Annotated in this window: 15 protein-coding genes; 8 read left to right on the top strand and 7 right to left on the bottom strand. The window is 44.7% G+C overall.

Annotated elements, in window-relative coordinates; all coding sequences use genetic code 11:
- Positions 1-81: 81 nt before the first annotated feature.
- A complete protein-coding gene (locus MSG36_RS05105; protein WP_248366570.1) occupies positions 82-2340 on the bottom strand; it encodes a tetratricopeptide repeat protein in 2259 nt (752 codons plus the stop codon).
- Positions 2341-2398: 58 nt separating this feature from the next.
- Positions 2399-3244, bottom strand: a complete 846-nt coding sequence (gene queF, locus MSG36_RS05100; protein WP_017060768.1) for an NADPH-dependent 7-cyano-7-deazaguanine reductase QueF — start codon at positions 3242-3244, stop codon at positions 2399-2401.
- 131 nt (positions 3245-3375) lie between these two features.
- On the opposite strand from queF, the gene syd reads away from it, so the two are divergent.
- The 3 genes from syd (at position 3376) to MSG36_RS05085 (ending at position 6310) form a co-directional block, all read left to right on the top strand.
- A complete protein-coding gene (syd, locus tag MSG36_RS05095) occupies positions 3376-3921 on the top strand; it encodes a SecY-interacting protein (protein ID WP_248366567.1) in 546 nt (181 codons plus the stop codon).
- 4 nt (positions 3922-3925) lie between these two features.
- Positions 3926-4702 carry a Zn-ribbon-containing protein gene (locus tag MSG36_RS05090; RefSeq protein ID WP_017060766.1) on the top strand — a complete coding sequence of 259 codons (777 nt, stop codon included), beginning with the start codon at positions 3926-3928 and terminating at the stop codon, positions 4700-4702.
- Positions 4703-5104: 402 nt separating this feature from the next.
- Positions 5105-6310, top strand: coding sequence for a carbohydrate porin (locus tag MSG36_RS05085; RefSeq protein WP_248366564.1), 1206 nt, complete (start codon positions 5105-5107; stop codon positions 6308-6310).
- A 91-nt stretch (positions 6311-6401) separates the two neighbouring features.
- Here MSG36_RS05085 and MSG36_RS05080 read toward each other — a convergent pair whose 3' ends face one another.
- The 3 genes from MSG36_RS05080 to metN all read right to left on the bottom strand — a co-directional run bounded on the left by MSG36_RS05080 (position 6402) and on the right by metN (position 9000).
- Positions 6402-7211 carry a MetQ/NlpA family lipoprotein gene (locus MSG36_RS05080; RefSeq protein ID WP_019824947.1) on the bottom strand — a complete coding sequence of 270 codons (810 nt, stop codon included), beginning with the start codon at positions 7209-7211 and terminating at the stop codon, positions 6402-6404.
- An 81-nt stretch (positions 7212-7292) separates the two neighbouring features.
- Positions 7293-7976, bottom strand: a complete 684-nt coding sequence (locus tag MSG36_RS05075) for a methionine ABC transporter permease (RefSeq protein ID WP_050649641.1) — start codon at positions 7974-7976, stop codon at positions 7293-7295.
- Positions 7966-9000 (bottom strand): methionine ABC transporter ATP-binding protein MetN, encoded by a 1035-nt coding sequence (gene metN / locus MSG36_RS05070; RefSeq protein WP_017060763.1) that lies wholly within the window; start codon positions 8998-9000, stop codon positions 7966-7968. The genes MSG36_RS05075 and metN overlap by 11 nt, the downstream gene beginning before the upstream one ends.
- Before the next feature lie 207 nt (positions 9001-9207).
- Between metN and gmhB the strand changes: the two genes are divergently transcribed.
- The 5 genes from gmhB (at position 9208) to treC (ending at position 14662) form a co-directional block, all read left to right on the top strand.
- On the top strand, positions 9208-9792 hold the full coding sequence (gene gmhB / locus MSG36_RS05065; RefSeq protein ID WP_248366562.1) for a D-glycero-beta-D-manno-heptose 1,7-bisphosphate 7-phosphatase: 585 nt from the start codon (positions 9208-9210) through the stop codon (positions 9790-9792).
- 63 nt (positions 9793-9855) lie between these two features.
- On the top strand, positions 9856-10191 hold the full coding sequence (locus MSG36_RS05060) for an MliC family protein (RefSeq protein WP_048664565.1): 336 nt from the start codon (positions 9856-9858) through the stop codon (positions 10189-10191).
- Positions 10192-10280: 89 nt separating this feature from the next.
- Positions 10281-11225, top strand: coding sequence for a trehalose operon repressor TreR (gene treR / locus MSG36_RS05055; RefSeq protein WP_061018646.1), 945 nt, complete (start codon positions 10281-10283; stop codon positions 11223-11225).
- A gap of 204 nt (positions 11226-11429) precedes the next feature.
- Complete coding sequence (gene treB / locus MSG36_RS05050; protein ID WP_017063347.1) at positions 11430-12854, top strand: PTS trehalose transporter subunit IIBC; 1425 nt, start codon at positions 11430-11432, stop codon at positions 12852-12854.
- Positions 12855-12976: 122 nt separating this feature from the next.
- Positions 12977-14662, top strand: coding sequence for an alpha,alpha-phosphotrehalase (treC, locus tag MSG36_RS05045; RefSeq protein WP_248366560.1), 1686 nt, complete (start codon positions 12977-12979; stop codon positions 14660-14662).
- A gap of 144 nt (positions 14663-14806) precedes the next feature.
- On the opposite strand, the gene MSG36_RS05040 is transcribed toward treC, so the two are convergent.
- Both MSG36_RS05040 and MSG36_RS05035 read right to left on the bottom strand, forming a co-directional pair.
- Positions 14807-15715, bottom strand: coding sequence for a hypothetical protein (locus MSG36_RS05040; protein WP_086970706.1), 909 nt, complete (start codon positions 15713-15715; stop codon positions 14807-14809).
- A 102-nt stretch (positions 15716-15817) separates the two neighbouring features.
- Positions 15818-17383 carry a winged helix-turn-helix domain-containing protein gene (locus MSG36_RS05035; RefSeq protein ID WP_061038720.1) on the bottom strand — a complete coding sequence of 522 codons (1566 nt, stop codon included), beginning with the start codon at positions 17381-17383 and terminating at the stop codon, positions 15818-15820.
- Positions 17384-17455 lie beyond the last annotated feature (72 nt).

The following is a 17455-nucleotide window of genomic DNA, read 5'->3' as shown; positions in this document are numbered from 1 at the left end:
CATTTTGATGAAATTCCGTTACATCGATAATAACAAAACTAAAAATAAGGTCACGACTTGCTGCTCTTAACCGCTCGCAAATCAGTCATCTTTTAGCATTTTTTTGATGTTGTCCTCATTCTGGTACGAGGATTGTATTTTTATTAACCCTTGATTAATCGCATGTTTACACGCTTCTCTTATGTTACCAGTTGCAAGGCTCGCTGCTGGTGCATTATCGATAGCTTTTAGATAGACCCATTGGCTACTGCGCTCTTTGAGACTGATCTCACGAGCTAGATTGGTCGACATCAACAATACGTCTAGTAGCTCTTGATCGTTAATTGCGGTGTAAGCGCGTGGCAAGAATGGGTAGTCAGCGATGCCCATACGGACCGTTCGGTTGATGTTACGCTCTGTTTCGAAGTCATTCACCCATGATTGAATCTTTCTGAACATGGCTTCCGGCGACAAGTCGCGGTCCGCGTTTGGCTCGATATAAAGCAGGTTCGCATCCGAGAAGTGGTAGACACGCGCTGGCCCTTCAAGCTTAGACTTTAGGAATTCACCGAAAGCGTCTTCCAGTTCGAGACCGGCTTTGTAACCGTTCTGCGTATACATATTTCGTAGGAACGGTAAATCAATCATCACGAAGCGTAAACGGTCGTTCAATGGTTCATGAATCAATTCGCCAAGCTGCCACTGTTCGAAGGTCTGGCTGGTTTGTTCCAGTGAATTTGAGAGCTTTGCATTGAGCATTCTTAAGTTCGGAAGCTTTGAACGTGAGTGCGTAAATAGGTCGGTTCGTAGTGAATCCACTTCTTTGGCTAAGGTTTGAATGATGTAGCCTCGGCGCAGCACAAAGAAGAACAAGACAATGCTGAACAGGAATAGGGCGAACGATATCTTTTGGAACTTACGATGCTCCAGTTTGTATTTTTCTAGCTCTTGCGCTTGGCCTGCGTAGTGCAGGGTTTGTTCGGCAAACTCTTTCTGTTGACGGAACGCATCTTCGCCAACACGGTTAAGCTTTTGCTGCTCTAGAGAGACAAGGCTATTGTACTGCTTAAGGTTTGCTAACGCTTGCTGTGGGCGACCAGCCTGCTCATAACCTAAAGAGAGTAAGTAGTATGAGCGTTGTGAAAGACGCATGTTCTCTATCTGACGTGAGATCTCAAGTGCACGTGTCGCATGCTTTATCACGTCTTCGCTTTCTTGTAGGTGATACGCCAACCCTGCCGATAGCAGCGCAGCTTGACCTTCCAGCTTTGGAATGTCGGTATATTCGAGCAGCTCAAGGGCACGGGTCAGGTACTGTTCTGCTAGAGGGTAGTTATACAGACGTAGGTAAGTCGCCGATAGACTTAGTCGGATATCAATGACTTGGTGGATATCTCGGTCAGTGCTTTCGTGATCAAGAACGTTGAAGAAGTGCACCAAGGCAAGGTTATATTTCCCTTGATAGAAGTACACATCACCCATTTTCTTAAGCACTTGTGCTAAGACAGGCGAGTTTTCAAAGTTGTCATAGAAATCAGCAGCTTGAGATAGGTGTTCTAGCGCTTTATCTAACACTTGGCGCTCAAAGAAAAGCTGTGCAAGCAGGCGGTTTACCTTGGCCAAACGTGAACTTAGATTGCCTTCTACTGATTTCCAGTAGCCATACAGCAACTCAGATAATGCGTGGTTGTACTCTTTATGGGTTAGATAAAACTCACCGACTGAGATGTGGTAGTCGATGGTGACTTTTTCAGAGTAACGCTGATCGAGATAGGTTTTCGCTTCTTGATAGAACTTCTCGGCTTCATCGACCTTGTTGTCATAAGAGGCGATGTCGGCTTTCAACATGATCAGGCGATAGGTGATGCCTTCCGTCAAGCGTAAGGTTTTATTCACCGACTCTAGATTTGCTTCAATACCCGCTAGCGCTGTTTTTGCTTTGGCTGATTTTCTATCACTCAGCCAAAGTAAGCGAACTTTGAGGATCTGAAGATCCAGTTTTAGGTAATCAAGCTTATAGGTTTTCGCTAGCTCAGAGGCTTTGTCTATGTGCTGAATCGCAATACGCATATTGCCAAGGTTGTATTCCGCCTTGGCTAAGATCTTATACGCATCAATACTGCTGTTTGGTGTTCGAATCGAAGAGTCTGTCTCTTCGCGAGAAATAGCAGAAGGGCTTTTCTCGCGTTGATCAGAAAGGACACGAAGCGTTAGGTAGCTGTTGGCCATTTGTTTTGCTTGGCTCGGCTCGATCTCAACCAAGTTATTGGCTTCATTGAGTAGCGCCGACGAATAAACCGACGCATTGACCGATGTGCTTAAGCTTAAAATAAATAGACTAACAACGTATAACCAACGCATTTCAATGTCCCTTTAAAGATTTGGTAGGTTCAAATAAGTGTGGGTGGTTCTCGCCTGATTATTGGCGAGCCATACGCTTATTGTGGCTTGGTCTATCTTGCTCTGTTGAACGGTATGGGTTGATATCCAGACCACCACGACGCGTGTAACGTGCGAACACAGTTAGCTTCGAAGGTGCACAGTATTTCATGATGTCAGTGAAGATACGCTCAACACATTGTTCGTGGAATTCATTGTGCTCACGGAAAGAAACTAAATAGCGTAGCAGAGCTTCACGGTCAATTTGCTTACCAGAATATGCGATCTCAACGCTGCCCCAATCCGGTTGATTGGTGATCAAACAGTTCGACTTCAATAGGTGGCTATGCAGTGTTTCTTCAACGTCTTGTTCGCCAGCAGCGCCTTCAAGCAATGAGGCTTCAAAATCGTAGCTAGTGATTTGGATGTCTTGGTTGTCGATACAGTCACCTTCCATCGTCACGATAGGTTGGTTTGTGTAGTCGGTTACTGAGTTTACATTCACAATCACCGTTTCGCCTGCGCATGCCGACAAATCTTGGGTCAGGCGCTCGGTTACTTGATCCCAGTTTTCAAATTGAGTCTGGTTGTAGCTGTTCAGGTACAGTTTGAAAGATTTTGATTCAATTAAATTTGGGCTGGTTGCTGGGATGAAAACTTCACCGACCGCCACTTGTGGTAGGCCATTGGTGTTTAGCCACGAAAGCTCGTACATGGTCCAAATATCATGACCAACAAAAGGCAGCTCGCCGTTTAGCGCAAGATCATCGCGATTAAGGCTACGAGGCACTGGTTGCAATAAACTTGCATCGTATTGGTTAGAGTACTCAGTTTTTTGGCCAAGGGTTAAACCCGCTAGCTCTTTTGCGTCAGAATATTTGCTCATACTTTCGTTTCAAATTCGATTAGAATGGGGTCGATTTTACTGAATCCCCCTTACCCTGTCATTAAGTCATCGCTTAATCGGCGCGGAAAGGGCTCGGATTCTATTTATTATTTTGTGTTTAGGAGATTTTCATGACTCAACGTGCTCAAGACGCACTACTTTCTTTTGGTCAGCGATACGTTGACGCGTGGCAGCAGAAACACCAAAGCTTACCTCGTAATGAGGAGTTGGTGGACATCGTATCGCCATGCGTAGAAGAAAAGAGTGGCGACGCAGTGTTGTGGAAGCACTATCCACGTGAGCAATTCGCGGATTTCACCAACGTTGAGACCGGTATTGAGTTGACTCTGCATGAAGACATCAAGACTTTCTACGGCGCACAATTCAGCGCAGATATGAACGCGACTTTCGATGGTAACGAATTGACCCTGTTACAGATTTGGAGTGATGAAGACTTCGAATGCCTACAAGAAAACATTTTAGGTCACCTAGTAACTCAGCGTCGTTTAAAGCTAAAACCAACGGTTTTCATTGCCGGGACCGATGCAGAGCTGGATGTTATCTCTATCTGTAACCTAACAGGTAACGTGATTTTGGAGCGCTTAGGCACCAAAAATCGTGATGTACTCGCCGAGACATTGGCAGAATTTTTAGAAAAGCTACAACCAGCGGTATAAATAGATGTACGTACTAGAACTTCAATTTGAGTGTTTTGATAACACAACGGTAAGCGCTGTCGACAAGGCTGTTAATGGCTTAATGGATGCACTTCGTTATAACGGACAAGTGTTAGGTCGTGAGTTCCCAATCGTGATGGGCGACGGTGAATTCTATGTTCGTGTTGTGTGCCCGGAGCAAGACAGTTTGCACCCGCGTAATCACTCAGACTTTGTGAAAGTGTGTTTTGATCGCTTGTCTAACGCGAGCCTACTAGCGCCCAAAATGCGTTTGCTAGGTCGAGATCTGAATTCAGAAGAAGTGGCAGAAGATGAGACGCCAAGCTGGCAGGTGTTATACACGACATTCGTGCATACCTGTTCGCCGCTACGTAGTGGCGATAGCTTGCTACCAATCCCTTTGTATCGCAATCCACCTACCTTCAATGGCGATCATAAAGCCGTATTGAAATGGCAGACAGAATGGCAAGCCTGTGATGAAGTACAAATGGGTGGTGGTTGTCGCGCTGAACATGCAACGCTAACCGAGATCAGTGACACTAAGAGTGTGCTGTTTAAACGCGGTTGGGGTCTAAGAGGGCGCATTGAATATCTGACTAAGGTTCCAACCTACTACTACTTATACCGTGTCGGTGGAATCAGCCTGAAAGATGAAAAAGAGCGCAAATGCCCGCAATGTGGTGGTGAATGGCTGCTAGATGCGCCTATCCACGATATTTTCTATTTCAAGTGTGACGATTGCCGTCTGGTATCAAACATCTCTTGGGATCACCTGAAGTAGTCTTCTTGTCGTTATTTAAGCGTCATGCTTTAGATATCGGAGTGCTATTTAGTGCTCCGATGTTTTTTTCCTTTTATATTAAATATTTAGCATCTTGTATCATCCCCGATACTGTGGCTTCGTTACCTGTCTTTGCTCGATCTTTATTACTCTCTTATCGTTACCCTTTTCTCCTTTAAATGCGCACAGAACGTGATATTCAGCTCTTTCTGCAGTACTAATGTATTCATTGAAATAATCCAACACCCATCAACTTTTAGTTACCTCAATAGTTAGCCTGATCACAATAATCAATCAGTTCTCTTTCAATTTATATTCTGCTCAATATAAATGGGATCGATCCCATGGGAATGTTCCCATTTATAAATAATAACCTGATTCTAGATCTGAAAGGAATGGACGATGAAACTGTTACCTATTGCTGCTGCACTCTCTACTGCTTTACTTGCCCCTAATTTATACGCTGATGAAACCACACCATTAGAGTTCAATGGCTACATGCGCGGAGGCGTTGGCCTGAGTAATGAAGGCGGCTCAAACAGCAAGTGGGAGGTGAGTAAAGTTGGGCGACTCGGCAACGAGAATGACCTGTATGGCGAGTTTGGCTTTAAGAAAGAGGTGTATGCTGAGGACGACGTTTCATTTGTAGTTGATTCCATGTTGTCGTACTGGCAAGGCCAAGATGAGAACGCGGCGGATAAAAGCGTTGATGTAGTTCAGCTCAATGTTCAAGCGGTAGGGCTTTTTGAAGACAAGGACATTGGTATTTGGGCTGGTGAGCGCTACTACCAACGTCATGATGTGCACATCGTTGATAACTACTACTGGGATGTCAGTGGTATTGGTGCCGGCGTTGAACACATCAATATGGGCCCTGGTAAATTATCGGTGGCTTTGATTCAAGACACGGTGACTGGCGATGTGTTTGATGGCAAAGAAACCACAGCCATGATTGCTGATATACGTTATGCGGGCATTCCATTGTGGAACAATGCTGATCTTGAGGTTGGTATTGATATGAACTTCGCCAATGAAAAACAAGGTCAAACGGTGGATGCGGATGACAGCGTAATGCTAACGGCGAGCTTGAATCAAAACCTATCAGGCGGTTTCAACAAAACTATTCTACAAGTCGCTAACTCTGGTTATGCCGAGCAGATGACGACTTTTGGAACGGGTAAAGGCATCGTTCGTGATGCAAACAACAATGACGCCGATGGCTTCCGTTTGATTAACTGGGGCGTGCTTGCGATTGGCGAGAATATTGAGTTTGGCCATACTGTTCGTTATGCCATGTCTACGGGTGTCGGCGCGAATAACAGTGATGATGACTCTTTCAGTGCCGTCATTCGTCCGCTTTATAAGTGGGACAAGCGCATGCGTACCATCCTTGAAATTGGTGGTTTTGTAGAAACGATTGATAACCAAGATGGGGCAGGTGGTAAATTCACCATCGCTCAGGCTTGGGTTCCACAAGTGGGGTTCTGGTCTCGTCCTGAATTCCGTATCTTCGCCACTTACCTGAATGATGCTGAAAACGATAATGCCTTCGGTGAAGGTAAAAACAGTGAAATGAGTGTTGGTATGCAAGTGGAAGCTTGGTGGTAAGTTGAACTTTCTGGTAGATCTTAACCAATAAAAAGGGGCTGACATTATGTCAGCCCCTTCGGGTATCTATACAGTGCTGTCGTTTAGTTGATTACCAACCTTTAACGACGCCACCTTGGAAGATGTCAGAAGCTGCGTTGTACACTTCTTCAGTTTGGTAAGCTTTAACGAAGTTTTGTACGTTTTCAGCGTTTAGGTTGTCTTCACGAGAAACGATTAGGTTTACGTAAGGAGAATCTTTGTCTTCAACGAATACGCCATCTTTTTGTGGAGTCAGGTTGATAGAGCTCGCGTAAGTTGTGTTGATGATAGATAGAGCAACATCATCAAGAGAACGTGGCAGTTGAGCTGCGTCTAGTTCAACAATCGTTAGGTTCTTAGGGTTGCCAACGATGTCGCGAACGGTAGCTAGAAGACCTGCGCCTTCACGAAGTTCAAGAAGACCTTGTTGCTCAAGAAGCAGTAGAGAGCGACCTAGGTTTGTAGGGTCGTTTGGTACAGCAATACGAGCACCGTCTTGGATTTCGTCTACTGATTTCACTTCTTTAGAGTAACCCGCAATTGGGTAAACAAACGTGTTACCAGCGATAGTTAGCTTGTAACCACGGTCAGCCACTTGCTGATCTAGGTACGGTGCGTGTTGGAATGCGTTGATGTCGATAGAACCATCATCTAGAGCTGCGTTTGGTGTTACGTAATCTGTGAAAGTTACTAGCTCAACATCTAGGCCGTATTTCTCTTTCGCTACTTTAGCGGCCACTTCAGCAACTTGCGCTTCTGCACCTGCCATTACGCCAACTTTTACTTTAGAAGTATCCACTTCTTTATCACCACAACCTGCTAGAACTAGCGCTGAAGCTGCTGCTGCGATAGTTAGTAAACCTTTAAGGCTAAATTTCATAATAATCTCCTTTTAATAAATCTATTTAATTAGGTTCAGCCGACTCTTGTCTTAGATAGTTTGCGTTTAAACGCTGAGTCTTTATCTGTGGTCAACGCGGCGAACTAATGAATCACCGATTGATTGAATAATTTGTACCAGCACAATCAACATCACTACTGTCACAGCCATGATGGTCACATCGTAGCGGTGGAATCCGTAACGAATCGCGACATCACCTAGGCCACCACCACCTACAGTACCGGCCATTGCTGAGTAGCTCACTAAAGTCACTAGCGTAATAGTTACTGAGTTGATGATAGTCGGTAGTGCTTCTGGGAGCAGAACCTTATTGATGATTTGTGTTGGTGTTGCGCCCATTGATTGAGCCGCTTCTACTAGACCTGTTGGTACTTCAAGTAGTGCACTTTCGATAAGTCGAGCCACGAATGGGATAGCGCCAATCGTCAGTGGAACAATCGCTGCTGTTGTACCGATGAAGGTACCAATCAGCATCTTAGTCAGTGGGATAATCGCAACCATCAGTACTAAGAAAGGTACTGAACGGCCGACGTTTACAACCGCACCGAGAATTTTATTTACCTTGGTGTTCTCTAGCAGACCACCTCGTTTAGTCGTGTGTAGAATCACGCCTAATGGGATACCGACCGCGAAGCCAACGATGCCTGCGACAGCAACCATGTAAAGCGTTTCGCCTGTTGCGCCTAATAGAAGGTTACCGTTAAGGCTGATCCAGTCAGCAATCTCGTTGAAACTAAAGGACATAACCAAGCACCTCTACTTTTACATTGTTGTCGCGTAGGAATTGGATAGCAGCATTATCATCTGCTTCATTACCGAACAGCTCAGCGACCATCATGCCGAACTTCACGCCGCCGGCGTAATCAAGGTCAGAGCTTAGGATGCTGACATCGATATTGAATTTACGTGCGATTTGCGTCATCAGCGGAGCATCAACCGTTGCGCCCGTAAACTCAAGACGCACCAGCGGATAGCTGCTGTTTACGCGAGTCTCTTGCAAACGCGCTTGGTAATCTTCAGGGATCGTCAGATCCAATGTTGAGCGAATAAACTGATGTGCTAGCTCTGTCTTAGGGTGAGCAAAGATGTCACCGACTGTGCCTTTCTCTACCAATTCACCGCCGCCAATGATCGCAACTTCATGACAAATGCTTTTCACTACATCCATCTCATGGGTAATAAGCAGGATAGTGATGTTCAGCTTGCGGTTGATTTCGCGCAGCAGCTCAAGGATAGATTGCGTTGTCGCTGGGTCCAATGCGCTGGTGGCTTCATCACATAGCAGTACTTTCGGGTCAGAAGCCAGTGCGCGAGCAATCGCCACACGCTGCTTTTGACCACCACTAAGGTTTGCCGGGTAGGTGTCACGCTTATCAGCAAGGCCAACCAGTTCAAGTAACTCGCTGACTTTCGCTTCAATAATCGCTTTATCTTTACCAGCAAGTTCTAGAGGCAGTGCTACATTGTTAAATACAGTACGAGAAGACAGCAGGTTGAAGTGCTGGAATATCATGCCGATGTTACGGCGCGCTTCGCTAAGTTCAGATTTGCTGAGTTTTGTTAGGTCGATACCGTCAACAATCACTTCACCAGAGGTCGGAGCTTCCAACATATTTACACAGCGGATTAGGGTACTTTTGCCTGCACCTGAAGAGCCAATGACTCCAAAGATTTGACCTTGAGGAATGTGGAGGTTGATATCAATTAAGGCATTGATTTCTTTAGTGCCTTGATAAAAAACCTTGTTGACTTGATTCACTTTAATCATAGAGAAACCCGTGCAGGTAGAACAGAATAATATGTCGATAGCTCGCTCGATTTACAGATGATGCTATGGTGTTCTATGATCTAAGTCAATAGATATTTTTACGTCTAGACGGCTAAACGTCGATTGTATGGCTAAGCTAGAAACAAATCGTTAACGAACGCAAAACTAAATAGATAGTGATGAAGCAAATAAAGCGTGTAATAATTAATGATTAATAGAGAGTTGATAGAGAACAAAATTTTGTCTAAACCTGCTGTTTTTTTAGATCGTGATGGTGTGATTAACGTTGACCACGGCTACGTACATGATGAGCATGACTTTGAATACATTGACGGTGTGTTTGAAGCGGCGAAAGCGTTTAAAGATATGGGCTATTTATTGGTGCTAGTGACTAATCAGTCAGGCATTGCTCGCGGCATGTTTAGTGAAGACCGTTTTCTTTCTTTGACGCAGTGGATGGATTGGAACTTTGTTGATAACGGCGTTGAGCTTGATGGCATCTATTACTGCCCACACCACGCAGAACACGGTATTGGTGACTACAAGCAAGATTGTGAATGTCGTAAACCAAAGCCAGGTATGTTCATTTCTGCTCGTGACTTTCTGAAGATTGATATGGCTAACTCGGTCATGATCGGCGATAAAGCTGAAGACATGATGGCTGCAGAAGCAGCAGGCGTTGGCATAAAAGTACTGGTAAGAACCGGTAAGCCAATCACTGAAAAGGGTGAAGCACTTGCAAGTGTTGTGCTTGACAGTATTAAAGATGTACCAGCATTCTTAAAAGGTTAAGACACTAAGTCTCTTTCACTTAGATATAAGTGTTGTTCACTATATAAAGATGAGGAACGCAGTATGAAAGCATTGTTGATAGCATCTCTATGTACGGTAGCGTTATTCGGGTGTTCTAAATCCGCAGCGCCTGATGGTGCAGTATCGGACGATCAATTCGTGACTTATCAATGTGAGTCTGACGCTTCATTTAAGGTCGCTTACCTTGGTAATGAAAAAGCGGTATTACGTTTGCCAGAGAATGAATATCGCCTCACTCAAATAGCGGCAGGTTCAGGAACGAAGTATATCTTAGATGATGGAACCTCTGAACTGATCAATAGCGTCACTTTACGCACTAAAGGTGACAACGCACGTCTAGAACTTGGTCGTGTCGTATATAAAAATTGTCGAAAGTAAGTCATAGTTAACTTCTAAGATTTACAAACAGTTAAGTGAGGGAATCTACCCTCACTTTTTATTCTCTTCCCTTTAACGTTAGACTTTTTATGAGCAAAAAACTCACTATTCTTGATATTGCAAAACTGTCCGGTGTTGGTAAGTCAACCGTATCACGCGTTCTGACCAACGATCCAAAAGTGAAACCTGAAACCCGTGAAAGGGTGGAAAGAGTAATTCAAGAATCTGGGTATACACCTTCAAAGTCAGCGCAATCGATGCGCGGTGGCAGCCAAAAAGTCATCGGCGTGATTATCTCTCGTTTGGATTCCCCTTCTGAAAATAAAGCCGTTAGCACCATGCTGGCCGAGTTGTATCGAGCGGATTACGATGTCGTGATCATGGAAAGCCAACTCGACAGAGAAAAAGCCAACGAGCATCTTCAGGTTCTTAAACGTCGTAACGTTGATGGCATTATTGTGTTTGGTTTTACGGATTGTGATATTCCTGCGATCGAAGCGTGGGAGCACAAAGCCGTGGTTATTGCTCTGGATACCGAGAATGTAACGTCGATTAACTACGATAACCAACAGGTGATTAATAGTGCGTTAGCGCATCTATCGGAGCAAGGGATCTCAGATGTCGGCTTTATTGGTGTTGATCCTAGCGACAAATCAACCGGTGAGCTGCGTCTTAAGGCTTATCTCGATTGGTGTGAAAGCACCGGAGTGATTGCGAACTATCGCACTGGCCAACTTCATCACGAAAGTGCTTATCAGCTGGTGGATGAGGTTCTAACTCCCGCGACTCAAGCGATCGTTTGTGCCAGTGATACCCTTGCCCTTGGTGTTATCAAACGTCTGCAAGAGCGACAACGTGAAGATGTGGTCGTCACCGGCGTTGGTGGTAATGATCTTCTCTCTTTCTTATTCCCACGAGTATTTAGCATTGATCCTGGTTACCAATCTGCAGGTAAGTTGGCTGCTAATCTATTGATCTCTCAGCTATTAGGCAATTCAGATATCTCTCATCACACTCAATCTCCGATTCTATAACCCACTCAATTAAGCGAAATTGAACCGCTTAGATTAAAATTAGAGTGTGATCTCTTTCAATTAATGGGACTGTTCCCATTTTAATTTATCATTCATGCGGGCATTATAATAACCGTGATTGGGAATGTTCCCATGAGTCTAAATCTGAGTGGTTATAGCTGCATGGTTTAGATGAGTAATTGAATGAAACCAGGGTGGGGTAGTATGAGTAAGATAGCGAAGCAAGACGTTGCGCGTCTTATCGAGTTAGTCGGTGGTAAAGAAAACATTGCAAGTGTCAGCCACTGTCTGACTCGACTGCGTTTTGTATTGAACGATACAGAGCAGGCAAACAAAGCTGAACTCGAAAAATTGAAGCTAGTAAAAGGCTGCTTTACTAACGCAGGTCAATTCCAAGTTGTGATTGGCACTGAAGTTGATGAAGTGTATGCACTTCTGATTGAACAGACAGGTAAAGAGGCATCATCAAAAGATGAGGCGAAGTTGGCTGCTCGTCAAAATATGAACTTCCTTGAGCGTGGTATCTCCCATTTAGCCGAAATTTTCGTACCACTGCTGCCTGCCATTATTACTGGTGGTTTGATTCTTGGTTTCCGTAATGTGATTGGCGACATTCGCATGTTCGACGGCAAAACTCTAGTTGAAATCAGTCAATTTTGGGCAACGGTTCACTCTTTCTTATGGTTGATCGGCGAAGCCATTTTCTTCTTCCTACCGGTTGGCGTGTGTTGGGCAACGGTTAAGAAACTCGGTGGAACCCCTATTTTGGGCATCACGCTCGGTGTGACCTTGGTTTCACCACAGCTCATGAACGCATACATGATAGGTAAATCGGTACCTGAGGTATGGGATTTTGGACTGTTTGTGATTGAGAAGGTCGGTTATCAGGCTCAGGTGATCCCTGCGATGTTAGCGGGTGTGGCTTTGGCGTTCATTGAAACCAATCTTAAGCGCATCGTCCCTGCTTACTTGTACCTAGTGGTTGTGCCATTTGTATCGATTATTTTGTCTGTGATTCTAGCGCACGCTTTCATTGGCCCATTCGGTCGTATGTTAGGCGATGGTGTGGCATTCGCAGCTAAAGCGGCAATGACAGGTGACTTTGCGATTCTTGGTTCAGTGGTATTTGGTTTCCTTTACGCACCTTTGGTTATCACGGGTATTCACCACACAACCAACGCCGTGGATCTGCAATTGATGCAAGACTTAGGCGGCACACCAATCTGGCCTTTGATTGCACTATCAAACATTGCACAAGCATCGGCAGTAGTGGGCATCATTATCTTGAGCAAGCGTGAAGGTGAACGAGACATCTCGGTTCCTGCGGCAATCTCAGCCTACTTAGGTGTAACAGAGCCTGCGATGTACGGTATTAACCTTAAATACAAATTCCCAATGCTCAGCGCAATGATTGGTAGTGCTGTTGCAGCCGCAATCTGTGGTAGCGCGGGTGTGATGGCGAATGGTATCGGTGTCGGCGGCTTGCCGGGCATCCTATCGATTCAACCTCAATATTGGTCGATTTACCTAGTCGCGATGCTGGTGGCGATAGTACTGCCTATCACGTTAACCCTGTTCTTTTACAAGCGAGCCCAATCCAAGGGTGAGTTAGAAACCGCGAACGCGTAATGCATTTAATAAGCGATGACTCCAATGTGAGTTATCGCTTTTTCTCTTAGGAATGACTCCTATTCGACCATGATTTGCATGGTGATTTTTATTTTATATTTTCTGGTAAGTGAGTGTTAGAGATGGCGATGACTGAACATGATGAAAGCTGGTGGAAAACCGCAACCATCTATCAAATCTACCCAAAGAGCTTCTGCGACAGTGGCAGTAAAGGTACTGGCGACATCAAAGGGATCATTTCGAAACTGGATTACCTCAAACATTTGAGTGTCGATGCGATTTGGCTAACCCCGGTTTACGCATCTCCTATGATCGATAATGGTTACGATATCTCAGACTACTACGCGATTAATCCTCAATTCGGCACTATGGAAGACTTCGACTTATTGCTGTCTGAAGCGCACCAACGTGGTATCCGTATCGTGATGGATATCGTGGTAAACCATACCTCGACAGAGCATGCATGGTTTCAATCTGCTTTGGGCGACAAAAACAGCCCGTACCGCGATTACTATATCTGGAAAGATCCCGTAGATGGCCAAGCACCAACTAACTGGCAGTCTAAGTTCGGTGGTAATGCGTGGGAACTAGATGAGGCGACTGGGCAATACTTCCTACACCTGTTCGCCAAAGAACAGGCTGACCTCAACTGGGAGAACCCGGTTGTACGTGAAGAAGTGAAAGACGTTATCAGCTTTTGGGCAGAGAAGGGCGTTGATGGTTTCCGCTTGGATGTGATCAACCTGATTTCGAAGCAGCAAGATTTCCCTAACGATGATATCGGTGATGGTCGTCGTTTCTATACCGATGGCCCACGTGTGCACGAATACCTGAAAGAGATCAGCGAAGCAGTATTCCAGAAATACGACAGCGTGACCGTAGGTGAGATGTCTTCAACAACGTTGGAGCATTGTCAGCAATATTCAAACGTTGATAACAGCGAGCTATCAATGGTGTTTAACTTCCACCACCTTAAGGTTGATTACACCAATGGTGAGAAGTGGACTAATGCTCCGTTTGACTTCTTACAGCTCAAATCGATCTTCAATCACTGGCAAACAGGATTGAATGGCAAAGGGTGGGGCGCACTATTCTGGTGTAACCATGACCAACCAAGAGTGGTGAGCCGCTTAGGTAACGATCAGCAATATCGCGTTGAATCAGCCAAGATGCTCGCCGCTTCTGTCCACATGATGCAAGGCACACCTTATATCTATCAAGGTGAAGAGATTGGCATGACCAACCCTGGCTACACTGAAATTAGCCAGTATCGTGATGTTGAGAGTACCAATATGTACGACATCATGGTCAACCGTGATGGTGTGGCGCATCAAGATATGATGGCGATTTTGGCGCAGAAGTCTCGTGATAACTCTCGTACACCAATGCAGTGGAACAGTGAGCCTTACGCAGGATTCTCACAAGCTCAGCCATGGCTTGATGTAGCGAATAATTACTCTGAGATTAACGCTGAGCAAGCGCTTGAAGACAAAGACTCTGTTTTCTATTTCTATAAGAGCTTGATTGAGTTACGTAAACAAGTACCAGTGATTACGGATGGCAGTTATCAAGATCTACTGCCTGAACACTCATCCATTTTTGCGTATGCACGTCAGAACGAAGGTCAAACTTTGCTGTGTATTAACAACTATTATGGCGAAGAGGCGGAATGCGTTTTACCGGAACGTTTTGATATGACTAAGGCGAAGAGTTTGTTGTCTAACTATCAACAAGAGAACACTTCAGTCGCATTACATCATCAAGTGTTACGTCCTTACGAGACTCGTATTCTCTTGATTGAAGGTTAACCTTGTTTCATTTCAATAAGCCTAATTCTGATTCCCCTTAAAGAATTAGGCTTTTACAAAGGCTTTGGAGTGCTCCCCAAAGCCTTTTTTATTGTTTGTGGGTAGTTAGCCGTTACGCTCAGGTTCAGTGAATCTAAGTCAGGGCTAGCTAATCGAGGTCAGTACCGCTGCTGATTCTTCGATCGTAGATTGCTCTACAGACATCAATTCAATCTGTTCAATCAAACCGATGCTAGGGTTGAACCAGCGCTCTGATGATGTGCCAAATTGTGTTGAATCCATACCTTCACAGTTGATGTAGTAGGTGTTTTTCTCCGTAAGATTCGCAGCTTCGATGGATTTACCCGAAACAGTGAAGCTTTTACGTACACCTGTTTCATTGATTTCTTGCTGCCAAGTCACTTGGCATGACGCATCAGTTCGCAGGCTTGATACCCACGAGTTGTCTTCAAAGTCATTCAGCATGTTAGCGACTGCTTCGCCATCTAACGTCACTTGCAATGAAACGGTTTCCTCACTGATATCAATGATTGGGTTACTCTCTTTTACGTCAGTTCCTTTCAAACGGAAAAGAGGGCTGCTGCGCATTACGGTTGTGATGTATTGGCTACCAATAAAGTAAGCATTGGTGATTTCATGTAGACCGCGGTCAGGGCCTGCAAAATAAATGCTGCCGTCTTCTTGTGTACCTTCAACATTTGTCATGATGTCTTCAGAAACATAAAATTCGGTGATGCCGTAATTGATCAGGTCATTGATAACTTGAACGACCGCTTCATTGCCAGCCTCCTCTTCTAACCCTGCAATAATGAGCTCACCGCTTAAAGGAGTGAAGTTCATTGTCATTACGCCTTCAGTCTCACCATCTTTGGTAAATGAGTAGCCCAATGTTGTTTCTGGTTTAGGGGAAAATGCAGAGCTCGCAATAGGGTAATCAACCTGACTGCTTGGACCTTTATTACCGTCTGTAGAACCAGAAGAAGAGCCGCCTCCGCCGCCACAACCATAGAGAGCAAAGAGAGAGGTCGCTAGTAGCGTCATTGTTTTTTTCATGTTGAACATTCCTAAAGTTGGGAGCCCTTGGTGGGCTCGATGTTTTTAGGAATGCTATTGTTTGAGGAGTAAATAGGGCAAAAAACGAAGTCACATAAGATCTTAATTTATATTTAAGTTATTTATTTTAAAGGGTTTTTCTTTGTCCTTTGAGAACTGTTGCCCGACAGCGGTGCAGTAGTTAAGCATTAATTTTTCCCACTGCTTTATGATTAAAGGCTCTTTAACGCTTAGCTTTAAGCTCTTCCAAGGTTGTAGGCAGGTCGATTTGGATTCCGGTTTAGATAGCCGAGCGAATAGGTCTTCGGATGGAACCACTCTTAATAACGCAACCAGAGACTCCATGTAGTTGAGGCGGAACTTCTCCATGTTGCCTTGCTTATAAGCAATGTGAGAAACCATCATATAAACCAACGCATTTTCGATCGTAGAGTTTCCTGAGGTATTGGTCAGAAGTTCTTTTGCGGTTTGCAGGTCTCTCAGTTTGAAATGAATGATACCAACCCACAGTTTGAGTTCGTCCGGTAGTAACTTAAATCGAGTTTGAACAAGATTGGTGAACGCAATGAGCTTCTTCTGATCCGTTTCAAATAGAGCAAGTTGTCGTGCAATCAGAGTAGACGTCATGGTGTTGAGCTTGATGCCATCGAACGTGATGGTTTTTCCACTCAGCAATTCGCTGACTTCGGTATTATCGACTGACCATTCTGGCGACAATGGTGCGGGCAGAGCAAAGTAGTTAGCCAACTCTCGGTTGATCTCCATAACGCTGCTGCTGATGTTATTAACATCAATAGAGTAAACCCCACCAAATGCCAGCTTCCCTGAGTTTGGGTAAATCAGGCTTATTTTAGCGACAAGGCGCTTATCTACTTCTTGATCCTTCAACTGAATGTTAAGCAGGTAATCACTGGTACGCATGTTCTTGGCGCCCGGAAAGAAGGGAGAGCTATCTATAGGGTCAAGGAAGTAGCTTGGCGCATCTTGGTTAGCAAGATCGGTGTAGGCGTATTCAATCTGCTGTTGAAGTATTAATGCTTTTACGACTTTTCGGTATTTTCTGGAATTATCGCCAATGGCATCCAATCGATTCAGAAGAAGTTCGACCTTAGGAATCAATCGTTGGTCGCGTTCGACTTCGGAAGCACGAGTCGAAGATTGCCAAAGCATATAACCCATTACCGCTGTGCTGATCAGCAAAACCAAAGACACCACAACAAGCCAAGGATTAACCGGATTGGAGGTAAATCCTTTTTGACTGGTTGGAGATTCTATGGCGGTATCATCTGCTTCGGTATCTGGGGAACTCGCGGCAAAGCTAACCGAGCTTGGATTAAGGAAGTAGCCCTTGCGTGGATAAGTCACCAGTATTTTGGTCGCGTCGCTATCTGGTAGGTGTTTTTGAAGTACTGAACGTAAGGTACTGATTCGGTTTGTCAGAACATTTTTAGAAATGAAGTTACTTTGCCATACAGATTCAATGATGTGCTCAGCAGCGAGCGGTTCACCCACGCTAGTCAGAAACAGTTCGAGTAATTCAATAGAACGAGGTTCTAAATCGATGATCTGCTCGTCGCAGCTTAAGACTCGTGTATTGGGGTTGAATTCCAAGCCTTCAATATAAATAGAGGCTTGTTGGTCTTTGGCGCTAGAGAGGTAATCTTGCATAGAAAAGGCGACGGTTTATAAAACCTAAATTCTAGCTGTTTTTGTGATTAAAAACAGCTAGTAATTCACAGG

It is taken from the genome of Vibrio sp. 1CM8B, assembly GCF_023161685.1.
In the GTDB taxonomy this organism is placed as follows: Bacteria; Pseudomonadota; Gammaproteobacteria; order Enterobacterales; family Vibrionaceae; genus Vibrio; species Vibrio coralliirubri.
This window is presented reverse-complemented; position numbering and strand designations above follow the sequence as displayed.

Coding starts and splice junctions, on each gene's coding strand:
- MSG36_RS05040 (WP_086970706.1), bottom strand. CDS start 15,715: ATGAAAAAAACAATGACGCTACTAGCGACCTCTCTCTTTGCTCTCTAT.
- treC (WP_248366560.1), top strand. CDS start 12,977: ATGGCGATGACTGAACATGATGAAAGCTGGTGGAAAACCGCAACCATC.
- MSG36_RS05105 (WP_248366570.1), bottom strand. CDS start 2,340: ATGCGTTGGTTATACGTTGTTAGTCTATTTATTTTAAGCTTAAGCACA.
- queF (WP_017060768.1), bottom strand. CDS start 3,244: ATGAGCAAATATTCTGACGCAAAAGAGCTAGCGGGTTTAACCCTTGGC.
- MSG36_RS05035 (WP_061038720.1), bottom strand. CDS start 17,383: ATGCAAGATTACCTCTCTAGCGCCAAAGACCAACAAGCCTCTATTTAT.
- MSG36_RS05075 (WP_050649641.1), bottom strand. CDS start 7,976: ATGTCCTTTAGTTTCAACGAGATTGCTGACTGGATCAGCCTTAACGGT.
- treR (WP_061018646.1), top strand. CDS start 10,281: ATGAGCAAAAAACTCACTATTCTTGATATTGCAAAACTGTCCGGTGTT.
- metN (WP_017060763.1), bottom strand. CDS start 9,000: ATGATTAAAGTGAATCAAGTCAACAAGGTTTTTTATCAAGGCACTAAA.
- MSG36_RS05090 (WP_017060766.1), top strand. CDS start 3,926: ATGTACGTACTAGAACTTCAATTTGAGTGTTTTGATAACACAACGGTA.
- MSG36_RS05080 (WP_019824947.1), bottom strand. CDS start 7,211: ATGAAATTTAGCCTTAAAGGTTTACTAACTATCGCAGCAGCAGCTTCA.
- MSG36_RS05060 (WP_048664565.1), top strand. CDS start 9,856: ATGAAAGCATTGTTGATAGCATCTCTATGTACGGTAGCGTTATTCGGG.
- syd (WP_248366567.1), top strand. CDS start 3,376: ATGACTCAACGTGCTCAAGACGCACTACTTTCTTTTGGTCAGCGATAC.
- gmhB (WP_248366562.1), top strand. CDS start 9,208: ATGATTAATAGAGAGTTGATAGAGAACAAAATTTTGTCTAAACCTGCT.
- MSG36_RS05085 (WP_248366564.1), top strand. CDS start 5,105: ATGAAACTGTTACCTATTGCTGCTGCACTCTCTACTGCTTTACTTGCC.
- treB (WP_017063347.1), top strand. CDS start 11,430: ATGAGTAAGATAGCGAAGCAAGACGTTGCGCGTCTTATCGAGTTAGTC.